The organism is Streptomyces sp. NPDC013455 (assembly GCF_040632975.1).
Classification (GTDB): domain Bacteria; phylum Actinomycetota; class Actinomycetes; order Streptomycetales; family Streptomycetaceae; genus Streptomyces.
In genome coordinates, this window is the sequence record NZ_JBEYCX010000013.1 from 37,152 (window position 1) to 63,223 (window position 26,072).

At 75.0% G+C, this 26,072-nt stretch carries 24 protein-coding genes, 1 pseudogene and 1 riboswitch; of the genes and pseudogenes, 10 read left to right on the top strand and 15 right to left on the bottom strand.

The window, feature by feature from the left end:
• Positions 1–64 precede the first annotated feature (64 nt).
• Positions 65–406, bottom strand: a complete 342-nt coding sequence (locus tag ABZ576_RS21270; protein ID WP_360742789.1) for a DUF5713 family protein — start codon at positions 404–406, stop codon at positions 65–67.
• 106 nt (positions 407–512) lie between these two features.
• Here ABZ576_RS21270 and ABZ576_RS21275 point away from each other — a divergent pair, with 106 nt between their 5' ends.
• A complete protein-coding gene (locus ABZ576_RS21275; RefSeq protein WP_360742792.1) occupies positions 513–1,304 on the top strand; it encodes an N-formylglutamate amidohydrolase in 792 nt (263 codons plus the stop codon).
• 141 nt (positions 1,305–1,445) lie between these two features.
• On the opposite strand, the gene ABZ576_RS21280 is transcribed toward ABZ576_RS21275, so the two are convergent.
• From ABZ576_RS21280 to ABZ576_RS21290, 3 genes are read right to left on the bottom strand one after another with little or no spacing between them, the layout of a single operon-like run.
• On the bottom strand, positions 1,446–1,865 hold the full coding sequence (locus ABZ576_RS21280; protein WP_360743363.1) for a hypothetical protein: 420 nt from the start codon (positions 1,863–1,865) through the stop codon (positions 1,446–1,448).
• 59 nt (positions 1,866–1,924) lie between these two features.
• Positions 1,925–2,563 carry a sigma-70 family RNA polymerase sigma factor gene (locus tag ABZ576_RS21285; RefSeq protein WP_360742795.1) on the bottom strand — a complete coding sequence of 213 codons (639 nt, stop codon included), beginning with the start codon at positions 2,561–2,563 and terminating at the stop codon, positions 1,925–1,927.
• Positions 2,560–3,984: a S8/S53 family peptidase gene (locus tag ABZ576_RS21290; protein WP_360742798.1), complete on the bottom strand. Its 1,425-nt coding sequence runs from the start codon at positions 3,982–3,984 to the stop codon at positions 2,560–2,562. Before ABZ576_RS21290 ends, ABZ576_RS21285 begins: the two co-directional genes overlap by 4 nt.
• Before the next feature lie 76 nt (positions 3,985–4,060).
• Here ABZ576_RS21290 and ABZ576_RS21295 point away from each other — a divergent pair, with 76 nt between their 5' ends.
• Positions 4,061–6,673 (top strand): CHAT domain-containing tetratricopeptide repeat protein, encoded by a 2,613-nt coding sequence (locus ABZ576_RS21295; RefSeq protein WP_360742801.1) that lies wholly within the window; start codon positions 4,061–4,063, stop codon positions 6,671–6,673.
• Between the two features lie 88 nt (positions 6,674–6,761).
• Here ABZ576_RS21295 and ABZ576_RS21300 read toward each other — a convergent pair whose 3' ends face one another.
• The 3 genes from ABZ576_RS21300 to ABZ576_RS21310 all read right to left on the bottom strand — a co-directional run bounded on the left by ABZ576_RS21300 (position 6,762) and on the right by ABZ576_RS21310 (position 10,306).
• Positions 6,762–7,595, bottom strand: a complete 834-nt coding sequence (locus ABZ576_RS21300; protein ID WP_360742804.1) for a hypothetical protein — start codon at positions 7,593–7,595, stop codon at positions 6,762–6,764.
• Positions 7,595–8,224, bottom strand: coding sequence for a DUF998 domain-containing protein (locus ABZ576_RS21305; protein ID WP_360742807.1), 630 nt, complete (start codon positions 8,222–8,224; stop codon positions 7,595–7,597). The genes ABZ576_RS21300 and ABZ576_RS21305 overlap by 1 nt, the downstream gene beginning before the upstream one ends.
• Positions 8,225–8,581: 357 nt before the next feature.
• Positions 8,582–10,306, bottom strand: a complete 1,725-nt coding sequence (locus tag ABZ576_RS21310; RefSeq protein ID WP_360742810.1) for a LuxR C-terminal-related transcriptional regulator — start codon at positions 10,304–10,306, stop codon at positions 8,582–8,584.
• A gap of 95 nt (positions 10,307–10,401) precedes the next feature.
• Here ABZ576_RS21310 and ABZ576_RS21315 point away from each other — a divergent pair, with 95 nt between their 5' ends.
• Positions 10,402–11,487: a M12 family metallopeptidase gene (locus tag ABZ576_RS21315; protein ID WP_360742813.1), complete on the top strand. Its 1,086-nt coding sequence runs from the start codon at positions 10,402–10,404 to the stop codon at positions 11,485–11,487.
• 215 nt (positions 11,488–11,702) lie between these two features.
• Here the strand turns inward: ABZ576_RS21315 and ABZ576_RS21320 are convergent, their stop codons facing one another.
• The 8 genes from ABZ576_RS21320 to ABZ576_RS21355 form a co-directional block, all read right to left on the bottom strand.
• Entirely contained in the window at positions 11,703–13,079 is a 1,377-nt protein-coding gene (locus ABZ576_RS21320) for an NtaA/DmoA family FMN-dependent monooxygenase (RefSeq protein WP_360742816.1), read from the bottom strand.
• A gap of 20 nt (positions 13,080–13,099) precedes the next feature.
• Entirely contained in the window at positions 13,100–14,308 is a 1,209-nt protein-coding gene (locus tag ABZ576_RS21325) for an LLM class flavin-dependent oxidoreductase (RefSeq protein WP_360742819.1), read from the bottom strand.
• A 111-nt stretch (positions 14,309–14,419) separates the two neighbouring features.
• The gene (locus ABZ576_RS21330; protein WP_360742822.1) at positions 14,420–14,596 is read right to left on the bottom strand and encodes a putative leader peptide; all 177 of its coding nucleotides are present in this window, start codon (positions 14,594–14,596) and stop codon (positions 14,420–14,422) included.
• A gap of 72 nt (positions 14,597–14,668) precedes the next feature.
• Positions 14,669–15,688: an ABC transporter substrate-binding protein gene (locus tag ABZ576_RS21335; protein WP_360742825.1), complete on the bottom strand. Its 1,020-nt coding sequence runs from the start codon at positions 15,686–15,688 to the stop codon at positions 14,669–14,671.
• A gap of 228 nt (positions 15,689–15,916) precedes the next feature.
• Positions 15,917–16,900 carry an amino acid ABC transporter permease gene (locus ABZ576_RS21340; protein WP_360742828.1) on the bottom strand — a complete coding sequence of 328 codons (984 nt, stop codon included), beginning with the start codon at positions 16,898–16,900 and terminating at the stop codon, positions 15,917–15,919.
• A gap of 171 nt (positions 16,901–17,071) precedes the next feature.
• On the bottom strand, positions 17,072–17,221 hold the full coding sequence (locus ABZ576_RS21345; protein ID WP_360742831.1) for a hypothetical protein: 150 nt from the start codon (positions 17,219–17,221) through the stop codon (positions 17,072–17,074).
• A gap of 32 nt (positions 17,222–17,253) precedes the next feature.
• Positions 17,254–17,364, bottom strand: a riboswitch (SAM riboswitch).
• 77 nt (positions 17,365–17,441) lie between these two features.
• The gene (locus ABZ576_RS21350; RefSeq protein ID WP_360742834.1) at positions 17,442–18,329 is read right to left on the bottom strand and encodes a glutathione S-transferase C-terminal domain-containing protein; all 888 of its coding nucleotides are present in this window, start codon (positions 18,327–18,329) and stop codon (positions 17,442–17,444) included.
• A 79-nt stretch (positions 18,330–18,408) separates the two neighbouring features.
• The gene (locus ABZ576_RS21355) at positions 18,409–18,531 is read right to left on the bottom strand and encodes a putative leader peptide (protein ID WP_360742837.1); all 123 of its coding nucleotides are present in this window, start codon (positions 18,529–18,531) and stop codon (positions 18,409–18,411) included.
• Positions 18,532–18,659: 128 nt separating this feature from the next.
• On the opposite strand from ABZ576_RS21355, the gene ABZ576_RS21360 reads away from it, so the two are divergent.
• From ABZ576_RS21360 to ABZ576_RS21390, 7 genes and pseudogenes are all read left to right on the top strand, one after another.
• A complete protein-coding gene (locus ABZ576_RS21360; RefSeq protein ID WP_360742840.1) occupies positions 18,660–19,820 on the top strand; it encodes an FAD-dependent oxidoreductase in 1,161 nt (386 codons plus the stop codon).
• Positions 19,817–20,113: pseudogene (locus ABZ576_RS21365) on the top strand ((2Fe-2S)-binding protein); the annotation flags it as partial. The gene ABZ576_RS21360 and the pseudogene ABZ576_RS21365, both read left to right, overlap by 4 nt.
• Positions 20,114–20,231: 118 nt before the next feature.
• Complete coding sequence (locus ABZ576_RS21370) at positions 20,232–21,629, top strand: NAD(P)/FAD-dependent oxidoreductase (protein ID WP_360742843.1); 1,398 nt, start codon at positions 20,232–20,234, stop codon at positions 21,627–21,629.
• 147 nt (positions 21,630–21,776) lie between these two features.
• Entirely contained in the window at positions 21,777–22,673 is an 897-nt protein-coding gene (locus ABZ576_RS21375) for a dihydrodipicolinate synthase family protein (RefSeq protein WP_360742846.1), read from the top strand.
• A 12-nt stretch (positions 22,674–22,685) separates the two neighbouring features.
• Complete coding sequence (locus tag ABZ576_RS21380) at positions 22,686–23,687, top strand: proline racemase family protein (RefSeq protein WP_360742848.1); 1,002 nt, start codon at positions 22,686–22,688, stop codon at positions 23,685–23,687.
• 23 nt (positions 23,688–23,710) lie between these two features.
• Entirely contained in the window at positions 23,711–24,403 is a 693-nt protein-coding gene (locus tag ABZ576_RS21385; protein WP_360742851.1) for a GntR family transcriptional regulator, read from the top strand.
• 199 nt (positions 24,404–24,602) lie between these two features.
• Positions 24,603–26,027: an amino acid permease gene (locus ABZ576_RS21390; protein ID WP_360742854.1), complete on the top strand. Its 1,425-nt coding sequence runs from the start codon at positions 24,603–24,605 to the stop codon at positions 26,025–26,027.
• Positions 26,028–26,072 lie beyond the last annotated feature (45 nt).

The following is a 26,072-nucleotide window of genomic DNA, read 5'->3' on the forward strand; positions in this document are numbered from 1 at the left end:
CCCGGTCGGCACTGCCCGGCCGGGGCGGGGCCGTCGTACGGCCCCCCGTACGGCGCTCACCGGCTCACCACTCCCGGGGGGCGATCAGTTCCTCCACGTCGGCGTCCGGGAAGCCGTAGGCCCGCGCGACGAACCGGAAATCGCCGGCTATCTCCTCGCGGGCCACGGTCTCGATCTCGCTGCCGGCCTCCTCGAAGTCCTCCTCCAGCGCGTTGAACTCCTCGGTGGCGGCATGCGTCAGCCGGTACAGCGCCCCTAGATCCGCGGGCCGCTCCGCCTCGATGCGCTCGCACAGGGCGAGCAGGACCGCCCGGCCCTTGTCCAGCGCCCGGTCCGGGTAGTAGCCGTCCTCGTACAGCGCCGCCAGGAACGCGTACCCCGCCACCTGGGTGTTGCCGATCGGCATGCCCGTGTCCACCCCTCGCCGCCCCTCGCCCGGTGCCGGCCGGCCCGTTGCCGATCCGACACGTCGATGGTGCACCACGCCACTGACAACGCCCCTGGAGCAGCCCGTGACCTCCACCGTCCCGTCGTTCGAACTCCTCCCCGGCGCCGCCGACTCGCCCGTGCTGCTGCACGTGCCGCACTCGTCGCGGGCCGTCCCGCGGGAGGTGCGGGCCGGCATCGTGCTGGACGACGCCGAGCTGGAGCGGGAGCTGGACCACATCACCGACGCGCACACCGCCGAGCTCGCCGAGCGGGCCGCCGCGCTGGCCGGTCTGCGGCCCTGGCGGTTCGTGAACCGGCTGTCGCGGCTGGTGGTGGACCCGGAGCGGTTCCCGGACGAGCGGGAGGAGATGCTGGCCGCCGGCATGGGCGCCGTGTACACGCGGACCACGCACCGGCGCGAGCTGCGGCCCGCGGACACCGACCCGGAGCCGCTGCTCGACCGCTTCTTCCGGCCGTACGCGGCGGCCATGACCCAGGCGGTGGCCGGGCGGCTGGCCGCGACCGGGCGGGCCGTCGTCATCGACGTGCACTCCTACCCGGCCGCGCCGCTCCCCTACGAGCTGCACGGCGCCGGGCCGCGCCCGCCGGTGTGCCTGGGCACGGACGCCTTCCACACCCCGCCGGAACTGACCGAGGCCGCCCGCGTGGCGTTCGCCGGCTGCGGGGGGACTGGCCTGGACAGCCCGTTCGCCGGGACGTACGTACCGCTGGAGTTCCACGGCACGGACGCCCGGGTCGGCGCCCTGATGGTGGAGATCCGCCGGGACACCTACATGACGGAGCCGGGCGGACCGGCCGGGCCGGGCCTGGAACGCCTCGCCACCGCCCTGGCCGCCCTGATCGACGCCCTGTAGCCGTCCGGCGGAAGCGCCCCCGGCCTGACCGGCGACTCGCAGCCGTCCGGCGAAAGTCCCGGCCCGACCGGTGCCCCCTGTGGCGAGTCCGGTGGCCGGCGCCCGGGCGGGCGAGCCGGGTCGCTCACCCGCCGCGGGGACTCAGGCGCGCAGCCACTCCGTGACGATCACCTCGGCGCCGGTGCGCAGCCGCAGCGCGAACGGGCCGGCCGGCGGTATGTCGCTGGTGAACCGGCCGAGGGTGTCGGCGGTGACCGGGCGGGCGGTCTGCGGGCCGCCGAGCACCTCGATCCGCGCCGACTGGGGCGGCAGCACCTGGCCGATCAGCCCGTCCGGGGTGACCTCCACGTCGACGCTCACCTCGCCCGCGCGGAACGTCAGCATCCGGGGCGGGTCCATGACTCCGCGGACCGGCAGCGCGTCCACGAGCGAGTCGAAGGTCAGCTCGGCGAGCCGGGCCTCCAGGTCGTGCAGCGCGAAGGCGTCCAGGGCCGTCTGGAGCAGCTCGGCGGGCACCGGGTCCAGGACGGCCGCGGCCTGGCGCAGCTCCTCCTCCAGCAGCGTGTCCGCGAACGCGCCGTCGTCCGCGTCCGGTTCCGGGAACCGGTTGTCGTCGCCGTTCACACCGCACCTCGTGCGTCCATCCGGGCCCGCAGCCGGCGCAGACAGCGCTGGCGCAGCGGGCCGATACTGCCGACCGCGATACCGAGCGCGGCCGAGATCTCCCCGTAGCTGGGCGGGGGCGAGGCCATCAGCACGCGCAGCAGCTGCCGGCAGCGCTCGCCCAGTGCGTCCAGCTCCTGCCAGAGCCGGCGCAGCCGCTCGGCCCGGTCCGCCGCGTCCTCCGACTCGATCAGCGTCTCTTCCGGCGTGCGGTCCTCGCTGGCCCGGTCCAGCACCCGCGGATCGTCGGTCAGGGTCAGCCGCGCCAGGCTCTTGAGCACTTTCAGGCACTCGTGCCGGGCCGTACTGGCCAGCCAGGAACCGGCCTTGTCGGGTTCCCGGATCCGGCCCAGGTGCTGAGCGAAGCGGAACCACACGGTCTGGAAGACCTCGTGCCCGTCGGCCTCCGACAGCCGGTGTGCGCGCACCACCGACCACACCAGCGGACTCATACCTTCCACAAGCGCCTTCCAGGCCGCGGCGTCCCCGTCGACGGCGGACTGGACCAACGCGCCGACCTCTGTTCGGTCCACGGCTCCACCCCTTGTGTACGGCACGTCATCGTACGCCGCGGAGCGGAGGGTTCCGGCCCTCATGCGGGCAGAGCCGGGATCGCGGCCGGGACGGGGCGCCAGGTCGGCGGCCGTAGCGCCGGGACGTGCGCCCCGCGCACGTCGACCCGGTCGGTGGCGGCCGCGAGCAACCGGGCAGCGGCCGTGCGCGGGTCACGCTCCCCGTGCGCCGTCATCCGGGCGGCGACGAGTCCCGCGACGACCGGGGTGGCGAAGGAGGTGCCGCTCCACTGCGCGAGACCGTCGAACATGACCTGGTCCGGCTTGCCGCCGGTCGGCTCGCGGCCCTCGCTCAGCACACCGGTGTGGCGCGGGTACTGGCAGGTGCAGGCGTAGTCGGCACCGAACCGGCAGGTGTCGTAGGTGGAGTGCTGGTAGACGTACGGCACCGGGACGGCGAAGCCGGTCAGGGCGCTGATGAGGCGCTCCCCGGGGGCGTGGACGCGCACCCAGGGGCCGTGGTTGGTGAAGCAGGCCCCCGCCTCGCCGTCGGAGCGCAGGGCGCCGACCGACAGCACGCTGTCGGCGTACTCGGGCAGGGACGCGTAGGCAGCGGGCCAGAACGGCACGTCGCTGCCGTTGTTGCCGGCGGCGGCCACCAGCAGGGTGCGCTGGTCGCGCAGTTCGGCCATGAACCCGTCGAGGCCGATCAGGCCGTCGGTGTGCTCGCTGGGGGTGCCGGCGGAGAGGCTGATGACGTCCGGCCAGCCGTCTCGGTCGACGGCCTCGAAGAGCCGGGTGGCGAAGTCGGACTCCAGGACGGCACCGGCGTCGTTGAGCGTGCCCCGGACGGTGATGTCGGTGTTGGGCGCGACGGCGGCGAGGACGCCGGCGATGAACGTGCCGTGGCCGACGTACTGGTGGAGCACGCCCTCGCCGTCGGTCTCGGTCAGCTGGGCGTCGCCCGTGGTGTGCGCGAGCAGCGGGTAGGAGAGGTGGTCGTGCACCAGACCGGTGTCGATCACGAGGACGGCGACCGCGCCGGCCGGGTCGTAACTCTCCTCGGCGGGTGCCGGGTTGGCGGGCTCGGTGCGCGCGGCGGGCACCGGCTCGTCACCGGGGCAGGCGTTGACCGCGATGTGCATCACGTGGTTGCGGCCGGCCAGCCGGCGGCCCTGGCGGCCCTCCGCCGCGCGCACGGCGCCCAGGGCGTGCGGCACGGTGTCCTCGCCCTCCGCCGGGTCACCGACCCGGATGCGGGTGAAACCGGTGCGGCCCGCCTGCGGGCCGAGGCGGCGGACGTGGTCGGGGACGAGACCGGCGGTCTCGGTGAAGTGGGTGCGCACGGTGTCCTCGACGAACCGGGCCTCCTCGCCGTCCCGGACGAGGACGACCCCCTTCTCGTACAGGAGCCCGGCGGAGTCGTCCGGTCCCATGGTGAGCGGGACGTCCGGCAGCGCGCGCTGGATGTGGTGGAACTGCTCGTGGAATCGCTGTGGTGCCATGTCGAGTCCTCCCCCTCAAGACGGTGCTCGACAGTGAGAGCCGTGGGGTCACCGTCTGATACAGCAGGCCACTACCATGCGAGACGTGACAGCGGGAAGCGAGTCGGTTCTCGAACTGCTGCCCATGGTGTTCGCCGATCCGGGCGAGGCGCGGGCACGCGCGGAACACGTCCTGCGAACCGGTCCGTCGCCGGTGCACGCGAGCGTCGCCCACCAGGTGCTCGGCATCTGGCAGCGGGACTTCGGCGATCTGCGGATCGCGCTGCGGCATCTGCGGCGGGCCCGGGACCTGGCCGCGCGCGCCGAGTCGGCCGACCGGGAGGCCGATGTGCTCGCGACGCTGGGGGTCGCACTGGTGCACGCGGGGCGCACCCGGCAGGGCCTCGCCTCCTTCGAGCGCGGGGTCGCCCGGGGCAGCGGGCACACCCGGGCGCGGGTGCTGTACCGGCGGGCCTACGTGTGGTGGGTGCTGGGGCACCACCGGGAGGCGCTGGAGGACGTACGGCGGGCGCTGCCGGTGCTGCGGCAGGTCACCGACGACATCTGGACCGCACGGGCGCTGACCCTGCGGGCCACCGTGCACCTGGCGCTGGGCGCGGTGGACCGGGCCGCCGCGGACTTCACGGCCGCGGAACGGCTGTGGGACACCACCGGCCAGGAGCACGACAAGGCCGACGCGGTGGAGAGCCGGGGCCTGGCCGCGTTCCGGTCCGGGGACATACCGGCCGCGCTGCGGCTGCTGGACGAGGCCGAGGAGCGCTACGCCAAGCTGGGCACCCCCACGTACAACCTGTCGATCCGGCGCTGCGAGGTGCTGATGGCGGCGGGGCTCGCCCCGGAGGCGCTGGCCGAGGCGGACGCGGCGATCGCGCTGCTGGACCGGATCGGCGGGCAGTCCACCCGGAAGGCCGAGCTGCTGCTCGCCGCCTCGTGGGCCGCCCGCTCGGCCGGGGACGCGCACACCGCCATCGCGCGCGCCGCCGTCGCCGTACGGCTGTTCGCCGCGCAGCGCCGCGGCTGGTGGGAGACGCACGCCCGGCTGGTCCTCATCGAGGCGCGGGTGGCCGCCGGGCGCCGGTCGGGGCGGATGGTCGCGGACGCGGCGCGGGTCGCCGAGCGGCTGGCCGCCTTCGGCTCGCCGGCCGCGCCGCAGGCCGCGCTGCTGGCGGGCCGGATCGCGCTGGCGCTGGGCTGGCGGGCGGACGCGGAACGGCATCTGGCGGTGGCGGCCCGCAGCCGGCACGGCGGGCCGCCGCCGGCCCGGATGACGGGCTGGGTGGCACAGGCGCTGCGGGCGCGGGCGGCCGGTTCCCGGCGGGGGGTGCTGGAGGCGTGCCGGCGTGGCCTGGACGTGCTGGACGACCACCGGATGACCCTGGGCGCCTCGGAGCTGCGCGCCCACGCGACCGCGCAGGGCGCCGAACTGGCCGCGCTGGCGCAGGAGGTGAGCCTCGCCCAGGGCAGTCCGCGGCGGCTGCTGGGGTGGAGCGAGCGGTGGCGGGCGACCGTGCTGTGCGCGCCGCCGACCCGTCCGCCCGAGGATCCGGCGCTGCTCAGCGGGCTGACCGCCTACCGGGAGATCGCGGCCCGCGCGGAGGCCGCCCGGATGGGGGGCCGCCCGGTGCCGGCGCTGGAGCGCGAACAGCGGCGCCTGGAGCGGGAGATCCGCTCCCGCACCCGGCACATGGGCGGGGCCGCCGCCGACGCCGGGGACCGGTTCGACGTGACCCGGCTGCTGGACCGGCTGGGTGACGGACGGCTGGTGGAGCTGGCCGTGGTCGACGGCCGGGTGCACGTCCTGCTGTGCGGGCGGGGGAAGGTGCGGCGGTTCGTCGGCGGGCCGCTGGCGGAGGCGGTCGCCGAGGCGCAGCACGTCCAGGCCGGGCTGCGCCGGCTCGCACACCCGGGGGCCGAGGCGCGGCTGCCGCTGGTGGAGGCGGCCGGGCGGCGGCTCCAGGAGCTGCTGCTGGCCGGGGCGGTACCGCAGCTGGGCTCCGGCCCGGTGGTGATCGTTCCCCCGGGGGCGCTGCACCAGGTGCCGTGGGCGCTGCTGCCGGCGCTGCGGGAGCGGGTGCTCAGCGTGTCGCCGTCGGCGGGCAGCTGGCTGCGCGCCCGGGAGACGGCGCCGCCGCCGGACGGCCGGCCCGTGCTGGTGCGCGGCCCCGGGCTGGCGACGGGCGGCGCCGAGGTGCCCGAACTGGCCGGCCGGTACGGCTCGGCGACGGTGCTGGAGGGCGACGACGCCCAGGTCCCCCGGGTGCTGGCGGAGCTGGACGGCGCGGGCCTCGCGCACCTCGCGGCGCACGGCACGTTCCGCGCGGACAGCCCGCTGTTCTCCGCGCTGCGGATGGCCGACGGCCCGCTGATCGTGCACGACTTCGAGCGCCTGGCCCGCAGCCCGTACCGGATCATCCTGTCCAGCTGCGACACGGCCCGCCTCGCCTCGGTGGGCGCCGACGAACTCCTCGGGCTGGTCACGGCGTTGCTGCCGCTGGGCACGGCCGGCGTGGTGGCGAGCAGCGCGCCGGTCAACGACGCGGCCGTGGTGCCGCTGATGCTCGCCCTGCACAAGGGCCTGGACGCGGGTCTCTCCCTGGCCGAGGCCCTCCTCGACGCCCGCGCGTCCCTGCCCGGGGACGCGGTGCACCAGGCGACGGGCTGGGCGTTCGCGGCCTTCGGCGCGGCCTGACGCATCCGGCCGCCGGTCGTTCGCAGCACGCCGGCGCCGCCGGCCGGTCCGCCTCGGCCCGGCCGGGAGATGGGCGGCTGCGGGCTGGTCAGGGGCGGACCTCACCGAATCGGGAGAGGGCGATGGTGCCGGCGGTCGCGACGACGACCCCGGTCAGGGCCAGCCAGCCGTATCCGGCCCGGGGTTCATCGTGCAGGAGCAGAATGCCGACCAGGCCGGGGACGAAGACCTCCACCAGCGTGCCGGAGGCGGTTGCCGCGGTCACCGATCCGTGGTGCAGCGCCAGTGCGTAGCTGATGTATCCGCCGAGTCCCCCGAGGATCAGGGCGTATGTCGCCACGTCGGTGAGGAGCGCTCCGGCGCTCGAGGTGTCCATCACCCGGACCGCCAGGCTGGTGACGCCGAATCCGATGCCGGAGAGGGCACCGAGGACCACCGCTGCCCCGTCGCCGTGCAGGCGGGCGGCGAGCGCGGTGAGTGCCAGCGCGGCCAGCGGTGCGGCCAGCAGCACCAGGTCGAAGGACAGGCTTGCGGACGTAGCGCCCTCACGCCCCGCCCCGAAGGCGAGCAGAACGAGGCCGACGACCACGGTGGCGACCGCCGCGCTGTCCCGGGCGCGCATCCTGATGCCGAGCAGCCAGACCGCCGCCAGGGCCGTCACGGCGAGGCTGGCGTTGGTCACCGCCTGTACGACGAACAACGCCAGACTGCGAAGAGCGAGCACACTGAATGCGAAACCGACCACGTCCAGGCCCGCGCCGGCAAGGAACGGCCAGGACCGCACCAGCCTGGCCGCCAGCCTCAGACCACGGCCCCGCCCGTGCTGATCCGCACGCGCACCACGGGCCTGGACGACCGATGCCACGCCGAAACAGACGGTGGCGGCGGAGGCGGCAGCGAGTCCCTCCAGCACACCGGCCATCAGCCGGCAGGCTCGCCGGCCCGCAGCGCGCGCCCGGGCCTGTCTCGTCCCGATCCGGCCAGCAGCGTGAGCCACACGCCGACCAGGAGGAGGTGAACCCGCTGCGCCGCACCATGCCACCCGGGCAGACCGAGCAGCGCACCCACCGTGCACAGCGCGCTCACCAGGGCGCCGGCCAGCAGCCACGGCCCCCACCGCCGGACCGGCCGCAGCCCTTCACGCCCCGTCCTGGCCGCCACGATGAGCAGCCCCATGGAGGCGAACAGGCTGAAGTGGACCAACGCGCTGGTCACCGTGTGCCAGGGGTGAACGGCCCGGCAGCCGACGTCCACGGACGGCGCGCACCCCATCGGCACGGCCACGTCCGCAACCGACCATGCCGCGAAAGCCACCAGCGCCCACCAGCCTGCGGCCTCGGCGCGCGAGCCCGCCGCGAGCGTGCGCGTCCGCCATGCCCCCACGCCCACCAGCACGGCGCAGAGGACCTCGACCGTGCCGAAGAGCGCGCGGAACGGCTGGCCCGCCGCGTAGAGCTCGCTGACGTACGCGTGGCGCGGGTCGATGCCGGTGGGCAACGCCAGCTCGAGCACCCAGCTGTTGTAGAGCACACCCGCCAGGGCGAGCGCCACGGCAGCCCTCACCACCGGTGTTCGCCGTGATGCCGCGCCGCTCCGCATCCGGCCTCCTGTGTCGCGACCAGGAGAGGTACCTTGTCCGGCCAGTGGCCACATCGTCAGCTTCCTCAGTCAGTCCCACCCGGATATTCACGAAGAGTCAACCTCTGTAACTTACCGTCACAGGACTACGTTCCCCGCCATCCACCCGCTCAGCCGTCGGTCACGCCACCACGGCGGCCCGACACCCCGTCAGCCGCCACCCGTGCGACCGAGCCGTCGGGCATCGCCGGCGCCGGGAGGAACGGCCCGTCCGCTGCCTGGCCGCAAGCACTCCGCGCCGGGAGCCCGGGATGATCGGCGAGACGCCCCCTAGGCCGTCTCCCGCTCGGGCACCTCCACCAGCCAGGGCAGCGCCCCCCGGTCGCCCGTGCCGAGCCGGGTGTACGCGCTGTAGAGGTGGTTGCCGACGGTCCGTACCGACAGCGTCAGCCGCTCGGCGATCTCGCGGTTGCTCAGCCCCGCGGCCGCGAGCGTGACGATCTGCCGCTGGCGGACGGTGAGTTCGCCGAGGACCAGTCCGGCCAGGGCGGGCGTACGGGCGCCCTCGCAGCGCCGGGCGAGCGCCAGCGCCCGGGTCCGCGAGCGGCGCGCGGCCCGCGGATCGCGGTGCGCCCGTACGGCCTGCGCGTGGGCCTCCGCCGCGTACAGCAGGAAGCCCTGCTCGGCCAGGGCCTGCGCCGCCCGGTCCAGCGCGGCCCCATCCCCGCGGGCCAGCGCCTCCGCGTGCCGGGCGAACACACTGCCGGCCGGCAGCAGTCCGACGGCCCGCTGGGGCGCGCCGAGACGTACCGCGGTGTAGCGCGCGTGGACGCCGTCCGGCTCGGCCTCGTCGTCCGGTTCCCCTCGGGACGCGCGGAGTTCGGTGCGGCATCCGGCGTCCGCCGGGTTCTCCCGCAGCCCCTCCCGGGCCCAGGCCGCCGCCTCCCGCAGCTCCCCCCGCAGGCGCGCGAACCGGGCGCGGACCGCGGCGTACCCGGCCGGCAGCACTCCGCCCTCCGCGACCAGCCACTCCCCCACCGGTGCCGGCACCGGACGGACGTCGAGCCGCTCCATCCGCAGCTCCAGTGCGCGCTGTTCGGCGGCCAGGGCGGGCAGGTGCGCCCCGGCGGGGCGGGCCAGGCGCCGGGCGCGCAGCCGGCCGGTGGTGGCGCGCAGCGCGGCTCCGTGCAGGGGGTGGGCGAGCGTGACCGCGCCCTGTTCGTCGGCCTGGACCAGACCGTCCGCTTCCAGGCGTTCCAGGACGTCCAGCGGCAGCCCGTCCGGCGCCAGCGGCAGCGGCTCGGCGAAGGCGAGGCGTTCGAGGACCTCGCGTTCGCCGGAGCCGGACCGCTCCAGGACGGGGGCGAGCCGCTCACGGACGGCCGGGGTGACCGGCAGCGCACCGCGCCAGGCCCGCTCGCCGGTGCCCGGGACGGGGGTCAGCCGGCCGGACCCGGTGAGCGCGGTGACCAGGTCGCGCAGCAGCCGCAGGTCGCCCCGGCACGCCTGGTACAGCCGGCGTACGGTGAGCGGTTCCAGGCCGGCGCCGGCGAGCAGCTGGGCGGTGTCCTCGCGGGGCAGCGGATCGAGGGCCAGCCGGGGCAGCAGCTCGCCGCTCCACAGCCGGGAGACCGCGCCGGGGGCCGGCACGCCGTCCGCCACGGCCACGACCAGGCGGGTGCGCCCGTGCACGGCGAGCTGGTGGACCAGCGCGGCGGAGGTCTCGTCCAGCAGCTGGGCGTCGTCCACGACGAGGAGCCGCAGGCCGGACAGGATCCGGACCGCGCGGTGCAGCGAGGCGGTGTCGGGGAGCAGGTGCGCGAAGGCGGCGAGGGGCAGGTCCCGGGCCTCGGGCGTGCCGGTCACCCGGGCGTGGTCCGTGCCCCGGACGGCCTCCGTGATCAGCCGGGTCTTGCCGTGGCCCGCCGGGCCGGTGACCACGATGCCGGGGCGGCCGCCGGCCAGGGCGCCGCGCACCAGCTCCAGTTCGTCCGTCCGGCCGGTGAACGGCCAGGGCAGCTCCAGGGTCTTCGCGTCCTGTTCGTAAGTCGTCACACCATCATGAGCGCGCGTACTCACATCTGATACAGGGCGACTTGAGTAGCCCCCGACTCAGGCGTCCTGCCACGGGGGGCGGGCACGCTGGCCGCATGACCCGACGCCTCTGCTCGCTACCGCGGCAGCCGGTCCCGTGCTCCGCACCGGGACTGACGGCCGAGCGGCTGGGCGCGCTGCTCGCCGGGCGGCGGATGTGGGTCAACGGCACCGTGCTGCACTACTGCTTCCTCGACGCCCGCTCCGACGCCTCGGTCATCCCGGTCCCCGGGACCGGGGAGCTGCGCCGGGTGCCGTGGGCCGGCTGCGAGGAGCAGCGGGACGTGGTCCGCGGATGCTTCCGCGAGTGGCAGGACCTCGGCATCGGCATCACCTTCGCCGAGGTCGGCGACCGTCACGAGGCGGAGCTGCGGGTCGGGTTCCAGTCCGGTGCCGGGTCCTGGTCGGCGGTCGGCCGGGACGCGCTGTCGGTCGGCCGGGGCGAGCGCACCATGAACCTCGGCTGGGACGTGACCGCGCCCGCGGAGCGCGGGTCGGTCCTGCACCAGATCGGGCACGCGCTCGGCATGGTGCACGAGCACCAGAGCCCGTACGCCGGGCTCCACTGGGACGACGAGGCCGTGTACGCCGAGCTGGCGGGCCCGCCGAACTTCTGGAGCCGGGAGACGACGGACACGAACGTCCTGCGCCGGCTGGACGCCTGTGAGGCGGACGGCTCGGTGTGGGATCCGCAGTCGGTCATGACGCTGCCCATCGGACCGGGGCTGGTGCTGGAGCCGGAGCAGTACCGCGGGGGGCTGCGCCCGCCCGGCACCCTCTCCCCGGCCGACAAGGAGTTCGTGCTCCGCTGGTACCCGCCCGCCCGGCCGGACGCGCCGGACGCGCTGGTGCCGTTCCGGTCCGCGCCGCTCTGCCTCGGGCCGGGCGGGCAGGCCGATTTCACCGTCGAGCCGCCGGAGACCCGCGACTACACCGTGGGCACCTTCGGCGACGCCGACACCGTGCTGGTGGTCTTCGAGGAGCGCGGAGGGGAGCCGCGCTTCCTCGCCGGCCGGGACGACGGCGGCACGCCGGACAACGCCGCCGTCCGGGTCCGGCTCGTGAAGGGCCGCCGCTATGCCGTCCGGATACGCCTGTACTCCACGTGGGGGTCGGGGGAGACGGCGGTCATGTGCTGGTGACGGCACACGGACGGCGCAGCACCACGGTCCGGCACCGGGGGAGCGGGCGTGGACGTCACCTACGGGGGAGGTGACGTCCACGCCCACGCCGTCGTGCCCCGCTCAGGGCGTGGCCCGCGGCGGTTGCCCGGCGGGAGCCGGTGCCGGCCGGGGCCGGGCCGGCACGCCGGTGGCGGGGTCCGGCGGGTGCGTGCCGAGGGGGTGGGCGGGGCGGTTCACGAGGCGGCCCGCTCGGCCGTGGTGCCGGCGTCGGGGTGGGCGAGGCCCAGGTGGTCGCGGAGGGTCGTGCCCTCGTAGTCGGCGCGGAAGACGCCCCGCTCCTGGAGCAGCGGCACCACCGTGTCGGCGAACGCGTCGAGTCCGCCGGGGGTGATGTGCGGGACGAGGATGAAGCCGTCGGAGGCGTCGGCCTGCACGAACTCGTTGATGGTCCGGGCGACCGTGGCCGGGGCGCCGACGAAGGTCTGCCGGTTGCCGGTGTTGATGACCAGGTCGCGGATGGACCACTTGTTCGCCTCGGCGAGCTGCCGCCACTCGCGGGCGATGGCGACCGGGTCGCGGTACATCCGCACCTGGGCGCGGCCCCGGGAGATGTGCTCGTCGGCGACCACCGGGTCGACGTCGGGCAGCGGTCCCTCCGGGTCGTACGCCGACAGGTCGCGGTTCCAGACGAACTCCAGGTGCTTGATGGCGGTGGCACCGCTGACCTGCTGCCGGCGGACCTCGTGGGCGAGTTCGGCGGCCTCCTGGTCGGTGTCGCCGAGGACGAAGGTGGCCGCGGGCAGGATGAGGAGCTGGTCGGGGCGGCGGCCGTACGCGGCGAGACGGGACTTGACGTCCGTGTAGAAGGCCCGGCCTTCCTTCAGCGTGGCGTACCGGCTGAAGATCGCGTCGGCGCTGGAGGCGGCGAACTCGCGGCCTTCCTCGGAGTCGCCTGCCTGGAAGACGACCGGCCGGCCCTGCGGGGAGCGCGGGACGTTGAACCGGCCGTGGATGTCGAAGTGCCGCCCCCGGTGCACGAAGGCACCGGCCCGGGCGTCCCGGAGGAAGGTGCCGGTGGCCTGGTCGGCGATGATCTCGTCGCCGCGCCAGGAGTCGAACAGTTCGTTGGCGGTGGCGAGGAACTCCTGGGCGCGGGAGTAGCGCTCCTCCTGCGGCAGGAAGCCGCCGCGGCGGAAGTTCTCGCCGGTGAAGGCGTCCCAGGAGGTGACGACGTTCCACGCGGACCGGCCGCCGGAGAGGTGGTCGAGGCTGGCGAACTGGCGGGCCACCTCGTACGGCTCGTTGAACGTGGAGTTGATGGTGCCGGTCAGCCCGAGCCGGTCGGTGACGGCGGCGAGCGCGGCCAGCACGGTGAAGGTGTCGGGGCGGCCGACCACGTCCAGGTCGTAGATCTTGCCGCCCTGTTCGCGCAGCCTGAGTCCCTCGGCGAGGAACAGGAAGTCGAACTTGGCGCGTTCGGCGGTCCGCGCGAAGTGCGCGAAGGAGCTGAACTCGATGTGGCTGCCGGCGGCCGGGTCGCTCCACACGGTGGTGTTGTTGACGCCGGGGAAGTGGGCGGCCAGGTGGATCTGCTTCAGCGGCTTGCTCATGGGGGTGCGGTCCTCCCGGCTCAGGCGACGGCTGCGGAGTAGCGGTTGGCGGGGCGGGCGAGGCCGAGGAGGCCGCGCAGGGTGCCGGCCTCGTACGCCTTGCGGAAGCGGTGGCGGCGCTGGAGTTCCGGCACCAGGTCCCGGGTGATCCCCGGCAGGTCGTGGCCGGCGACCGCGGGCCGCAGCCGGAAGCCGGTCAGGCCACCGGCCGCCCACTCCTCCAGCAGGTCCGCGAGTTCCGCGGCCGTACCGGTGAAGATCCGGGCGTCGCTGGTGTAGGGCTCGCCCGCCAGGGCGTCGAGGCGGTCCCGGCGGGCCGCCGCCGCGGCCCGGCTGTCGTCGAGGAAGACGACGAGGTCGCCGAAGACGTGCAGGGTCTCCCCGGCGCGGCCGGCCTCCTCCTGCTCGGCGCGGATCCCGTCGACGATCGCCCGGGCCTGCGCCGCGTCCTGCGGGGTGACGTAGCCGATGTCCGCCTGGCGGGCCACGAGCCGGTACGGCTCGCTCCGGTGGGCGAGGGCGGTGACCAGCGGCTGGCCCTGCGGCGGCCGGGGGGTGATGGAGGGGCCCTTGACGCTGAAGAAGCGGCCCTCGAAGTCGATGTAGTGCAGTTTGTCCCGGTCGACGAAGCGGCCGGTCGCCGCGTCCCGGATCTCGGCGTCGTCCTCCCAGCTGTCCCACAGCCGGCGCACCACTTCCACGTAGTCGGCGGCCTCGTCGAACAGTTCGGTGATCAGTGCCTGCGCGTCCGGGCCGCCGGAGGGGTCGATCCGGGCAATGGTGCGCCGGCCGAAGTGGGCGGCCTCGTCCGGGCGGAAGGTGGTCTGCACCCGCAGGCCCGCGCGTCCGCCGCTCACGTAGTCGAGGGTGGCGATCGCCTTGGAGATGTGGAACGGCTCGGTGTGTGTGGCCACCACGGTCGGGATCAGTCCTATGTGGCGGGTGAGGGGGGCGACGCGGGAGGCGACGAGGACCGCGTCGAGCCGGCCGCGGACCTGGTCGGTGCGTTCGTCGGGCGCCAGCGGCTGTGAGGACTGCGGGCCGAGGCCGTCCTCGATGGTGACGAAGTCGAGCAGGCCGCGTTCGGCCTCGGTGATCAGGTCGGTCCAGTATCCGGCGGTGAACAGGTCGCGGGGGCGGGCGGCCGGCTCGCGCCAGGACGCCGGGTGCCAGCCGGTGCCGTCCAGGGCGACGGCGAGGTGCAGGGGGGTGAGGGGAGTCGAGGACACGTCGGTGCCTTCCTTGATGTCCGTACGAGAGACACCGGCTCGCGGCACGGGGGGTCGGCGCGGTGCGAGCGCGGTGGGAGGAGACCCGGGCCGGGAGGCCGGGTGGGGGGATCAGGGGCGACAGAGCGCGGCGGACACGCGCTGGAGGTCGATGTGCGGCCGGGAGTGCAGACGGACGGAGCGGTAGGGCCGCGGGCGCGGCGGGCAGGTCCGCGGGGGCACTCGGGTCACGGCCGCACACCTCCCTCCGCCGGGCGCGGCGGTCCGGTCGGCGGCCGCCTGGCGCATCTCGTCACGACCCACAACGCCCGCCGGGCGCCGGATGTTCCCGGCGCCCGCACCTTAACCGCGCGCGGTGGGTCAGGAGTTGGTCAGGGGCAGCCCGGGCGGGTTGACCTCCGACTTCGTCACGGCCTCGGAGGAGAGGCCGTAGGCGGCCAGCCACTTGGCGTACTGGCCGTGTTCGATGAGGTGGTTGATGGCGTCGGCGAGCGGTTCGGCGAGTCCGCTGTCCTTCTTGGCGGTGGCCGCGATCAGGCCCTGGAGTGTTTCGCCGGCGCCGGAGACGGTGCCCGCGCCGCGGGTCGGGTGGGGCGTCTTGGCGGTGAGCCGCGCGCGGTAGGCGACCGCGGGGTTCGGGCCGAAGTAGGCGTCGATCTTGCCGCTGTTCAGCGCCAGGCTGGTGGAGTTCTGGTCCGGGAAGTACTTGACGGTGAGCTTCTTGCCCTCCCGGGCGAGCTTGGCCTTCCACTCCAGGAGGATCTTCTCCTGGTTGGTGCCGGAGCCCACGGAGACGGTCTTGCCGGCGAGGTTCTCGTAGTCGCCGTCGAAGTTCCAGCTGCTCTGCTTCAGCACCTCGAAGGCCAGGTCGTCCTTGCGGTAGGAGGCGAACTCGTACTTCTTCTTGCGCTCCTCGGTGTCGGTGACGTTGGAGAAGGCCACGTCGACCTTGCCGCTGTCGAGGCCGACGAAGAGGTTCTCCCACGTGGAGTTGCGGATCTCGGGTTCGAGGCCGAGCACCGCGGCGACCAGGCGTCCGAAGTCGGGTTCGGACCCGGTGAGGGTCTTCTGGTCGCTGCCCACGAAGTTCAGCGGCGCGGACCCCGAGGGCAGGGCTCCGACGCCGATGACGAGCTTGCCGCTCTCGCGGACGGAGGCGGGCAGCCGGGCGCTGATGGACTTGACCTCGGAGACCTTCAGCTCGGTCTCTTTCGCGGCCCCGTTGGACAGCTGCCCCACGGTCACCGTGCCGGGGGTGCGGGTCGTGGTGGCGGCCTCGCCGTCGCCCCCGCAGGCGGCGAGCCCGGTGGCGAGGGCGGCGACGGCGGTCGCCGCCGAGATGCCGCGGATCAGGCTGCGTCGGGGGAAGTGGGTAGGCATGGCGTTGCTGTCCTCGTCTCGCTCTGCTGGGTGGTGGGAGTGCTGCCGTGGGGGGCTTGGGGGTGCTGCCGTGGGGGGCTTGGGGGTGCTGCCGTGGGGGGCGGGGTGCTGCCGTGGGGGGCTTGGGGGTGCTGTCGTGGGGGCGTACAGGGTGGCGCCGGGGCGTGGGCGGTGGTGCGGGTCAGGGCAGCCGTCGGCGGCCGCGGTGCGCGCGGGTCGGTGCGGTGGTCATACGGCGGCCTCCCGGCGCAGCCGGTCCCGCAGTCCGGCCAGACCGGCCCGGGCCTTGCGCAGCGGGGTCGGCGGCGGGGTGCCGGTGGCGCCCCGGGCCTGGTGGCGCTCGACGTGGTACTGCACGGCCGACACGGCGCTGGTGAGGATCAGGTACCAGACGGTGGCGACCATCAGCAGCGGCACCACGTCACCGGGGTAGGTGTTGCCCATGGCCTGCACGGTGCCGAACAGGTCGAGCAGAGAGACGTAGAAGACCAGGGACGTGCTCTTGACGAGGCCGATCAGCTGGTTGACGTAGTTCGGGGTGATGGACCTGAGGGCCTGCGGGAAGACGATCCTGCGGAACTGGCGGCCCCTGGGCAGTCCGAGGGCCGCGGCCGCCTCGTGCTGGCCCTGGTCGACGGAGAGGATGCCGGCGCGGACGACCTCCGCCGCGTACGCGGCCTCGTTGAGGCTGAGGCCGATGACGGCGATCGTCATGTCGGTGGCCAGCCGCGACTCGTCGAAGGTGACGAAGGCCGGGCCGAAGGGCACGCCCAGGCTCACCGTCTTGTACAGGGCGCCGAAGTTGTACAGGAAGATCAGCACCACGATCAGCGGGACCGAACGGAACAGCCAGGTGTAGGTCCAGCTGACCGCGCGCAGCACCGGGCTCCCGGAGAGCCGGCCGAGTGCCAGCAGGATGCCGCCGAGCAGCCCCAGTACGGCGCTGAGCGCGGCGACTTCGAGGGTGACGAGGAGGCCGTCGAGGACGGCCGGGCGCAGGAACCAGTAGCGGAAGCGGTGCCACTGGTAGAAGGGGTTGGTGACCAGGCCGTGCAGGATCTGTGCGAGCAGCACGAGGACGGCGGCGGTGACGATCCACCGGCCGGGCCGGCGCAGTGGCCTGATCCGCGGGACTCCGGAGTCCTTCGCGGGTGGGTCGGTCGGGGCCGGCGCCTCGGCGAGGGAGACGGCGGCGCCTGAGGGGTCGCTCATGGCGGGCTCCGGCGGAGTCGGACACCCGGGGCCGCGGCCGGACGGGCGTGGGCCGCGACGGCACTACGGCACGAGGCGGCGCACGGGCGGGCGCGGAACCGGGGTCTGGCGGGCTACGGCACGGCACGGCACACCGACGGTGTGCGGCGGGAACGCGAGGGGGCGGAGGCGTCAGCCCCGGCAGCGGGCGGAGCCCGGTGCGGTACACAGTGCGCTGTTCACGCGGAGCAGATCGACGGCGCGGTCGGCGACGAGGAGACCGGCGTACGACGGTACGCAGCCCTGGGGGCGGCTCGCGGCCGTCCTGGGAGCTGCGTACATGGCGTCACCTGTCGTCGTTCCGGCCGCGTGGGGCCGCGCGCTTACCGAGATCGTCGTCCGGTCCGGTCGTCACCTGGGGCACCCCACCGCGATGCGAGGGTTGCCGGTCAGCGAGCCAGGGCTTGGCGCTGACGCTCATGACCGTTCTGGGCCGTAAGTAAGGCAGTTGCCCGTCCGAATGTCAACGGCCGTCCGGTGGCTGGACGGTGCGGACGGGCTCTCACCTGCGTGGAGCGTCCGGGGTGTCCGCCGCGTGTTCCGCCCAGTCCAGGATCTGGACGGCGGCTCCGGCGGCCTCCAGTCCCCGGCAGCTGCCGTGGTGGCGGCGGGCGATGCCGTCGAGGTCGAGGTGGCGGCCGAAGGCGGGGTGGGCGGCCAGGCGGCGGGCGTAGGCCCACAGGGCGCGGTGGCCGGCGATGCGGTGCACGGCGGAGGCGTCGAGGTGGCAGCGGTGGACGGTGTCGAGCTGCACGAGGGTCACCCAGAGCTCGATGTCGGCGGCGGTCAGCCGGTCGTCGGCCAGGTACCGTTCCCCGCCCAGGCGCCGCTCCAGCCGGCCCAGGGTGTCGAACAGGGTGTCGAGCGCGGCGGCCCGTTCGCCGGCGTCGGCGCCGGCCCGCCCGGCGCGCTGCGCGGCCTCCTCGATGCCCTCGGCGCACATCCGCTCGACGGCGTCGATCACGGACTCCAGTCCGTCGGGGTACAGCCGGGCGCGGCCGCCCGGCCGGAACCGGTCCAGGTCGCGGAGGATGTCGGGGGTGTGGGTGCTGACGATGCGTCCGGACCAGTCGTCGGCGAGGACGGGCGCGAGCGCGGGGCCGGTGTAGTGGTGGGCGCTGGCCTCGTACAGCGGGCGCAGTGCCGCGTGGCCGCCGCCGGGACAGTCCGGGACGGCGGGCAGCAGGGTGACCGGACAGCTGGTGTCCAGGCCGAGCAGGCTGTGCCCGACGGCGAGGCGCAGTCCGTCGGGGCAGGCGGTCGACAGGTGGAGCCGGTAGCGGTGCGGCACGGCGTAGTGGCCGCCGCGCGGGTCCCCGCCGATGCGGCCGCGGAAGACGGGGGCGGCGCGGCGGGCGGACGGGGCGGCGGCGAGCGGAGTGAGGGACATGGGTCTCCCCGGGTCGTGGGCGTGGTGACGGGCGCACCGGCGCGGGGCCGGCCGGTCGGCGGGCGTGCGGGCGCCCGGCTCAGCGGTGGCGGCTGATGGCGCTGCACACGCGCTGGAGGTCGATGTGCCGGCGGGAGGTGAGCAGGGGTGCGCGCGACGGCGTCCGGCCGGCCCGGCCGGTGCCCGTTTCGCGGCGCGCCATGATTCCCTACCTGTTCACTAGGATTCCCGTCCCGAGTGTCGATCCGCCTTCCTGCGACGTCAAGGGGGCGTCCACGCCTGGAGATCGGGGTCTCCTCAGCGACAGAAACATGTGACATAGTACTGGCCGTGACGAAGCGACCGACCTGCGATGTCGTGGTCGTCGGGGCCGGAATGGTGGGCGCCGCCTGCGCGTTGTACGCCGCGCGCGCCGGACTCGACGTACGGCTGGTGGACCGCGGCCCGGTGGCCGGCGGCACCACCGGCGCCGGCGAGGGCAACCTGCTCGTCTCCGACAAGGCACCGAGCCCGGAACTCGAACTCGCCCTGCGGTCGGCCCGGTTGTGGGCCGAGCTGGCACGCGAGCTGGGCGCCGCGATCGAGTACGAACCCAAGGGCGGCCTCGTGGTCGCCGCCACCGCGGAGACCCTGGCCGCGCTGCGCGGCTTCGCCGCGCGCCAGCGCACCGCCGGCGTCACGGCCGTACCGGTCGGCGCGGACGAACTGGCCGGACTCGAACCGCACCTGGCACCCGGCATGGCGGGCGGGGTGCACTACCCCCAGGACGCCCAGGTGATGCCCGCGCTGGCCGCCGCCCACCTGGTCCGCGCCTCCGGCGCCCGGTTCCATGCGGGGCGCACGGTGACGGGCGTGCTGCGCCGGGCGGACGGCACGGTGTACGGCGTCCGCACCGACCGGGGCGACGTGCACGCACCGGCCGTGGTGAACGCGGCCGGCACCTGGGGAGGCGAGCTCGCCGCGCTCGCGGGCGTCCGGCTGCCGGTCCTCCCCCGGCGCGGCTTCGTCCTGGTCACCGAGCCGCTGCCGCGGATGGTCCGGCACAAGGTCTACGCGGCCGACTACGTGGCCGACGTGGCCAGCGACTCGGCCGCGCTGCGCAGCTCCCCGGTCGTCGAGGGCACGGCCGCCGGTCCGGTGCTGATCGGCGCGACCCGGGAACGCGTCGGCTTCGACCGCACGGTGTCGCTGCCCGCGGTACGGGCGCTCGCCGCCGGGGCGGTCGGGCTGTTCCCGTTCCTGGAACGGGTCCGCGCGCTGCGGACGTACGCGGGCTTCCGGCCGTACCTGCCCGACCACCTGCCGGCCATCGGCCCCGACCCGCGGGCGCCCGGCCTGTTCCACGCCTGCGGGCACGAGGGCGCCGGGATCGGACTCGCTCCCGCCACCGGGCAGTTGATCGCCCACGCCCTCACCGGGAAGACCCCGGAGCCGGCCCTCACACCGTTCCGGCCGGAACGGTTCGACACCGACGGAGGCGACGCGCCGTGAATCCCCTCGAGTTGGCACGGGCCCGGCCGGGCCCGGCGGTCACCGTCACCTTCGACGGCCGGCCCCTGACGGCGCTGCCCGGGCAGACCGTCGCGGCGGCCCTGTGGGCGGCGGGCGTGACGGCCTGGCGCGGCACCCGCGGCACGGGCCGGCCCCGCGGGGTCTTCTGCGGGATCGGCGTGTGCTTCGACTGCCTGGTCACCGTCAACGGCCGCCCGAACCAGCGCGCCTGCCTGGTCCCGGTCCACGCGGGCGACGCGATCCGCACGCAGGAGGGGACGGGGTACGGCGACGTACGGCCGGAGGACACGGGACACAGCCGCGTGCAGCCGGAGGACACGGGACACGGGGGCGTACGGCCGGAGGACACGGGACACCGTGGCGTACGGCCGGAGGGCGTGGGAGGGGACCATGGCTGAGCGGCCGCGCCTCGCCGTCGTCGGCGCCGGCCCCGCGGGGCTGGCCGCGGCCCTGGCGGCGGCCGCCCGTGGCGTGCACGTGACCCTCGTCGACGCGGCCGGCCAGGCGGGCGGACAGTTCTACCGGCAGCCCGCCGACGCGCTCGGCGCCCGGCGGCCCCGGACCCTGCACCACCAGTGGCGCACCTGGGAGCGGCTGCGGTCCGGCCTCGACCGGTATCGCGCGGCCGGCCGGATCACGCATCTGACGGAACATCACGTCTGGTGCGTGGAGCGCGACACGGCCTCCGGGACGTTCGGTGTGCACGCTCTGCTCGGTCCCGCCCAGGAGGAGGGCGCGACGGTCCGCGCCGACGCCGTACTGCTCGCCACCGGCGGCTACGAGCGGGTGCTGCCCTTCCCCGGCTGGACGCTGCCGGGCGTGGTCACGGCGGGCGGCGCGCAAGCCATGCTCAAGGGGTCCCTGGTGCTGCCCGGCCGGACGGCCGTGGTGGCCGGCACCGGGCCGCTGCTGCTGCCGGTGGCCGCCGCTCTCGCCGCGGCCGGTGCCCGCGTCGCCGCCCTGGTCGAGTCCGCCGGCCCCGCCGCGCTGCTGCGCCGGGCGCCGGCCCTGGCCGCCCAGCCCGGCAAACTCGCCGAGGGCGCCGGGTACGCGGCCCGGCTGCTGCGGCACGGCGTGCGCACCCTGGCCCGGCACACCGTCGTCGCGGCGCACGGCACCGGCCGGCTGGAGGCGGTGACGGTGGCCGCGCTCGGCCGGAACGGACGGCCGCGGCCCGGCAGCGCCCGCCGCGTCCGCTGCGACACCCTCGCCGTCGGCCACGGCATGCTGCCGCACACCGATCTCGCCGAGACCCTCGGCTGCACCCTGTCCGGCACCGCCGTACGCGTCGACGGGGAACAGCGCACCGACGTGCCCGGCGTCTGGGCCGCCGGGGAGGCCACCGGTGTCGGCGGCGCGGCCCTCGCGCTCGCCGAGGGCCACATCGCCGGGCGTTCGGCCGCCGCCCGGCTGCACGGCACCGCTCCCGACCCGCGCGGCTGGGCCGCCGCCGACCGGGCCAGGACCCGGCTGCGGGCGTTCGCCGGCGCCCTCGACGCGGTGTACGCCCCGCCGGCCGGCTGGGCCGACGCGATCGGGGACGACACGGTGGTGTGCCGATGCGAGGAGGTCACCGCCGGCCGGGTGCGCGACGCCGTGGACACCCTCGGCGCCGGGGACCTGCGCACGGTGAAGCTGCTCACCCGGGCCGGGATGGGCTGGTGCCAGGGCCGGGTGTGCGCGCCCGCGGTGGCCGGTCTGGCCGGATGCCCGCTCACCCCCGGGCGCCGGCCGTTCGCCCGGCCGGTACCGCTCGGTGTCCTCGCCGCCCTGCCCGAAGCGGAGTGAGTCCGTTCCACCCACCCGTGCAACGGAGTGGGTTCGCTGCCCACCCGGGCAGCGGAGTGGGTCCGTTGCCCGCCCGCGCAGCGGAGTGCGGCCGCTGCACACCCGGCCCAGTGCCATGTCACACACTGCCGAAATGAGGGAGCACCCATGTCCGAGGCACAGAACCGTCCCTGGCGCGGCATCCTCGTCGCCACCGCCCTGCCGCTGCGCGACGACCTCTCGGTCGATTACGACCGGTACGCCGAACACTGTTCCTGGCTGGTCGCCAACGGCTGCGACGGCGTCGTACCGAACGGCTCGCTCGGCGAGTACCAGGTACTGACCCCCGAGGAGCGGGCCCGGGTGGTGGAGACCGCCGTGGCCGCGGTCGGCGGGCGGCGGGTGATGCCGGGCGTCGCCGCCTACGGCTCCGCCGAGGCCCGGCGCTGGGCCGAGCAGGCGGGCGCGGCCGGCTGCGCGTCGGTGATGCTGCTGCCGCCCAACGCCTACCGCGCCGACGAGCGTTCCGTCCTCGCCCACTACGCGGAGGTGGCGAAGGCCGGCCTGCCGGTGGTGGCGTACAACAACCCGGTCGACACCAAGGTCGACCTGGTGCCCGAACTCCTCGCGCGGCTGCACGGCGAGGGGCTCGTGCACGCCGTCAAGGAGTTCTCCGGCGACGTCCGCCGCGCCTACCGCGTCGCCGAACTCGCCCCGGAACTTGATCTGCTGATCGGCGCGGACGACGTGCTGCTGGAGCTGGCGGTGGCCGGCGCCAAGGGCTGGGTGGCCGGCTACCCCAACGCGCTGCCCCGGGCCTCGGCACAGCTGTACCGGGCCGCGGTGGCCGGGGACCTCACCACCGCGCTCCCCCTCTACCGGCAGCTGCACCCGCTGCTGCGCTGGGACTCGAAGGTGGAGTTCGTGCAGGCCATCAAGGCGTCCATGGACATCGTCGGGCGGTACGGCGGCCCGGTGCGCCCGCCGCGCGTCCCGCTCACGCCGGAGCAGGGGGCCGCGGTCCGCGCGGCCACGGAGAAGGCCGTCGCCCAGGGCCTCGGGTAAGGGAGCCGCACCATGCGCAGCAAGCTCGTCCTGCACGCCGTCGACTCGCACACCGAGGGCATGCCGACCCGCGTGATCACCGGCGGCATCGGCACCGTACCCGGGGCGACGATGAACGAGCGGCGGCTGTACTTCCGTGAGCACCGCGACCACATCAAGCGGTTGCTGATGAACGAGCCGCGCGGTCACTCCGCGATGAGCGGCGCGATCCTCCAGCCCCCCACCCGCCCCGACTGCGACTGGGGCGTCCTCTACATCGAGGTCTCCGGCTACCTGCCGATGTGCGGGCACGGCACGATCGGGGTGGCCACCGTGCTGGTCGAGACCGGCATGGTGGAGGTCGTGGAGCCGGTGACCACCATCCGGCTCGACACCCCGGCGGGGGTCGTGGTCGCCGAGGTCGCGGTGGAGGGCGGTGCGGCGCGGAACGTGACCCTGCGCAACGTCCCGTCGTTCGCCGCCGGTCTGGACCGCGAGATCAGCCTGCCCGACGGCCGGACCGTCGGCTACGACCTGGCCTACGGCGGCAACTTCTACGCGATCCTGCCCCTCGACGCCTTCGGGCTGCCCTTCGACCGCGCCCGCAAGGACGACATCCTGGCGGCGGGACTGTCGCTGATGGCGGCGATCAATTCGGAAGCCGAGCCGGTGCACCCCGAGGACCCGTCGATCCGCGGCTGCCACCACGTCCACCTGTACGCGCCCGGCGCCACGGCCCGGCACTCCCGCCACGCCATGGTCATCCACCCGGGCTGGTTCGACCGCTCCCCGTGCGGCACGGGCACCAGTGCGCGCATGGCCCAGCTGCACGCGCGCGGTGAACTGCCGCTGCGCACCGAGTTCGTCAACGAGTCCTTCATCGGCACCCGCTTCACCGGACGGCTGCTGGGCACCACGGAGGTCGCCGGGGTGCCGGCCGTGCTGCCCAGCTTCACCGGCCGGGCGTGGCTCACGGGCACCGCCCAGTACCTGCTGGACCCGGACGATCCGTTCCCCGAGGGATTCGTTCTCTAGCGTCCTCTAGACTCACCCCGGTGATGCGTGACATGGCACAGAACACGCGGGACGCCCAGGAACCCGCGCTCCCCCGGCTGGGCGGCCGGCGCAGCAGCTACCGCGAGCGGGTCGCGGACGCCCTGCGCGCCGCGCTGATCGCGGGTGAGCTGCGGCCGGGTGAGGTGTACTCGGCGCCGTCGCTGGCCGCCCGGTTCGGCGTCTCGGCGACCCCGGTGCGCGAGGCGATGCTCGACCTGGCCAAGGAGGGGCTGGTCGACACGGTGCCCAACAAGGGCTTCCGGGTCACCGCCGTGTCCGACAAGCAGCTGGACGAGTACACGCAGATCCGGGCACTGGTCGAGATCCCCACCGTGGTGGAGCTGGCCCGCACGGCCGACCGGGTGTCGCTGGAGGCGCTGCGCCCGGCGGCCCGGGAGATCGTCACGGCCGCGGTGGCGGGCGATCTGATCGCCTACGTCGAGGCCGACACCCGCTTCCACCTCGGTCTGCTCGCTCTCGCGGGCAACGGCCACCTGGTCGAGGTCGTCGCCGACCTGCGCAAGCGCTCCCGTCTGTACGGGCTGACCGCGCTGGTGGAGGCGGGCCGGCTGCTCGCCTCCGCCGAGGAGCACCTGGAGCTGCTGGACGCGCTGCTGGAGCGTGACGGGAAGGCCGTCCACGCGATCATGACCCGGCACCTGGGGCACGTGCGCGGCCTCTGGGCGGCGGACTGACCGCGCCGGACCCCGGCGCGTCCGCGCGACACCACCGGACATATCGCGGTGTGACGGCCGCGCCGCGACGCTTTTTCCATGAGCGGTCGGCTCAGACAGGACAACAATCGGCGATTTTGAGCCACATCCGCGCATCCCCGACCATGGGGCCCGTCCCGGCGATCCCGGGAACGTCAGTTCCATGAGAGGCGCACGACCCATGCACAGCACCGGAACCGTCCCGCCGGCTCCGGCCCCCGCGGGGATCCCCGCGGAGTCCCCCACGCTTCCCGCCGATCCGCACGGCGACACCGGCAGGCACGCCCGCCGGTTCGGCCTGCCCGTCGCCACCGCGCTGGTCATGGGCAACATCATCGGCGGCGGCATCTTCCTGCTCCCCGCCTCCATCGCCCCCTACGGCACGGTCAGCCTGGTCGCCTTCGTGGTGCTGACCGTCGGCGCCATCGCGCTCGCCCTGGTCTTCGGCCGGCTCGCCGCCCGCGACCCGCGCACCGGCGGCCCGTACGTCTACGCCCGCGAGGCGTTCGGCGACTTCGCCGGCTTCCTCGCCGCCTGGTCGTACTGGATCACCACCTGGGTGTCGAACGCCGCGCTCGCCGTCGCCGCCGTCGGCTATCTCGACGTGCTGGTCCCGGTCGGCGACCACCGGTGGAGCGCCTGCCTGGCCGCGCTGGCCCTGCAGTGGCTGCCCGCCCTCGCCAACTTCGCCGGCACCCGCTACGTGGGCGCCGTCCAGCTGGTCTCCACCGTGCTGAAGTTCGTGCCGCTGCTGCTGGTGGCGGTCGGCGGGCTGTTCTTCTTCGACCCCGACCGGCTCGGGCCGTTCAACGCCGGCGACCACAGCGCGATCGGCGCGGTGTCCGCCTCGGCCGCCCTGCTGCTCTTCTCCTACCTCGGAGTGGAGTCCGCCGCCGTGAGCGCGGGCGAGGTCAGGAACGCCCGGCGCAACGTGGGACGGGCCACCGTCATCGGCACCGCGGGTGCCGCGCTGGTCTACCTGCTGGGCACCCTGTCCGTGTTCGGCACGGTCCCGCACGACCGTCTGGTGTCCTCCACCGCGCCGTTCTCGGACGCCGTGAACACGATGTTCGGGGGCAGCTGGGGCGGTACGGCCGTGGCGCTCGCCGCACTCGTGTCGATGACCGGCTGCCTCAACGGCTGGACCCTGCTGAGCGCGCAGACGCCGTACGCGGCGGCGCGCGACGGCCTGTTCCCGGCCGTCTTCGCCCGCCGGCGGCGGGGCGTGCCCACGGTCGGGGTCGGCGTGACCGTCGTCCTGGCCTCGCTGCTCACCGTCTACAACTACGCCTCGGGCTCGGGCAAGGTCTTCGAGATCCTGGTCCTCGTCACCACGTTCACCGCCACCGTGCCGTACCTGCTGGCCGCCGCCGCGCAGATCTTCCACCTCGTCGCCGGCCGCTCCGAGGCGGTCGACCGGGCGCGGCTGGTGCGGGACTCCGTGATCACCGCGGTGGCCGCCGCCTTCTCCGTCTGGCTGATGGCGGGCGCCGGCTACGCGGCGGTGTACCAGGGCGTGCTGTTCCTGTTCGTCGGGATCATCGTCTACGCGGTGATGGCGGCGCTGCGGCAGCGGAAGCAGACATCGGCCACCGAAGTGCCGTAAACCGCCGGCCCTCCGCGACGTACGGCGAGACGGCGCGCCGTCCAT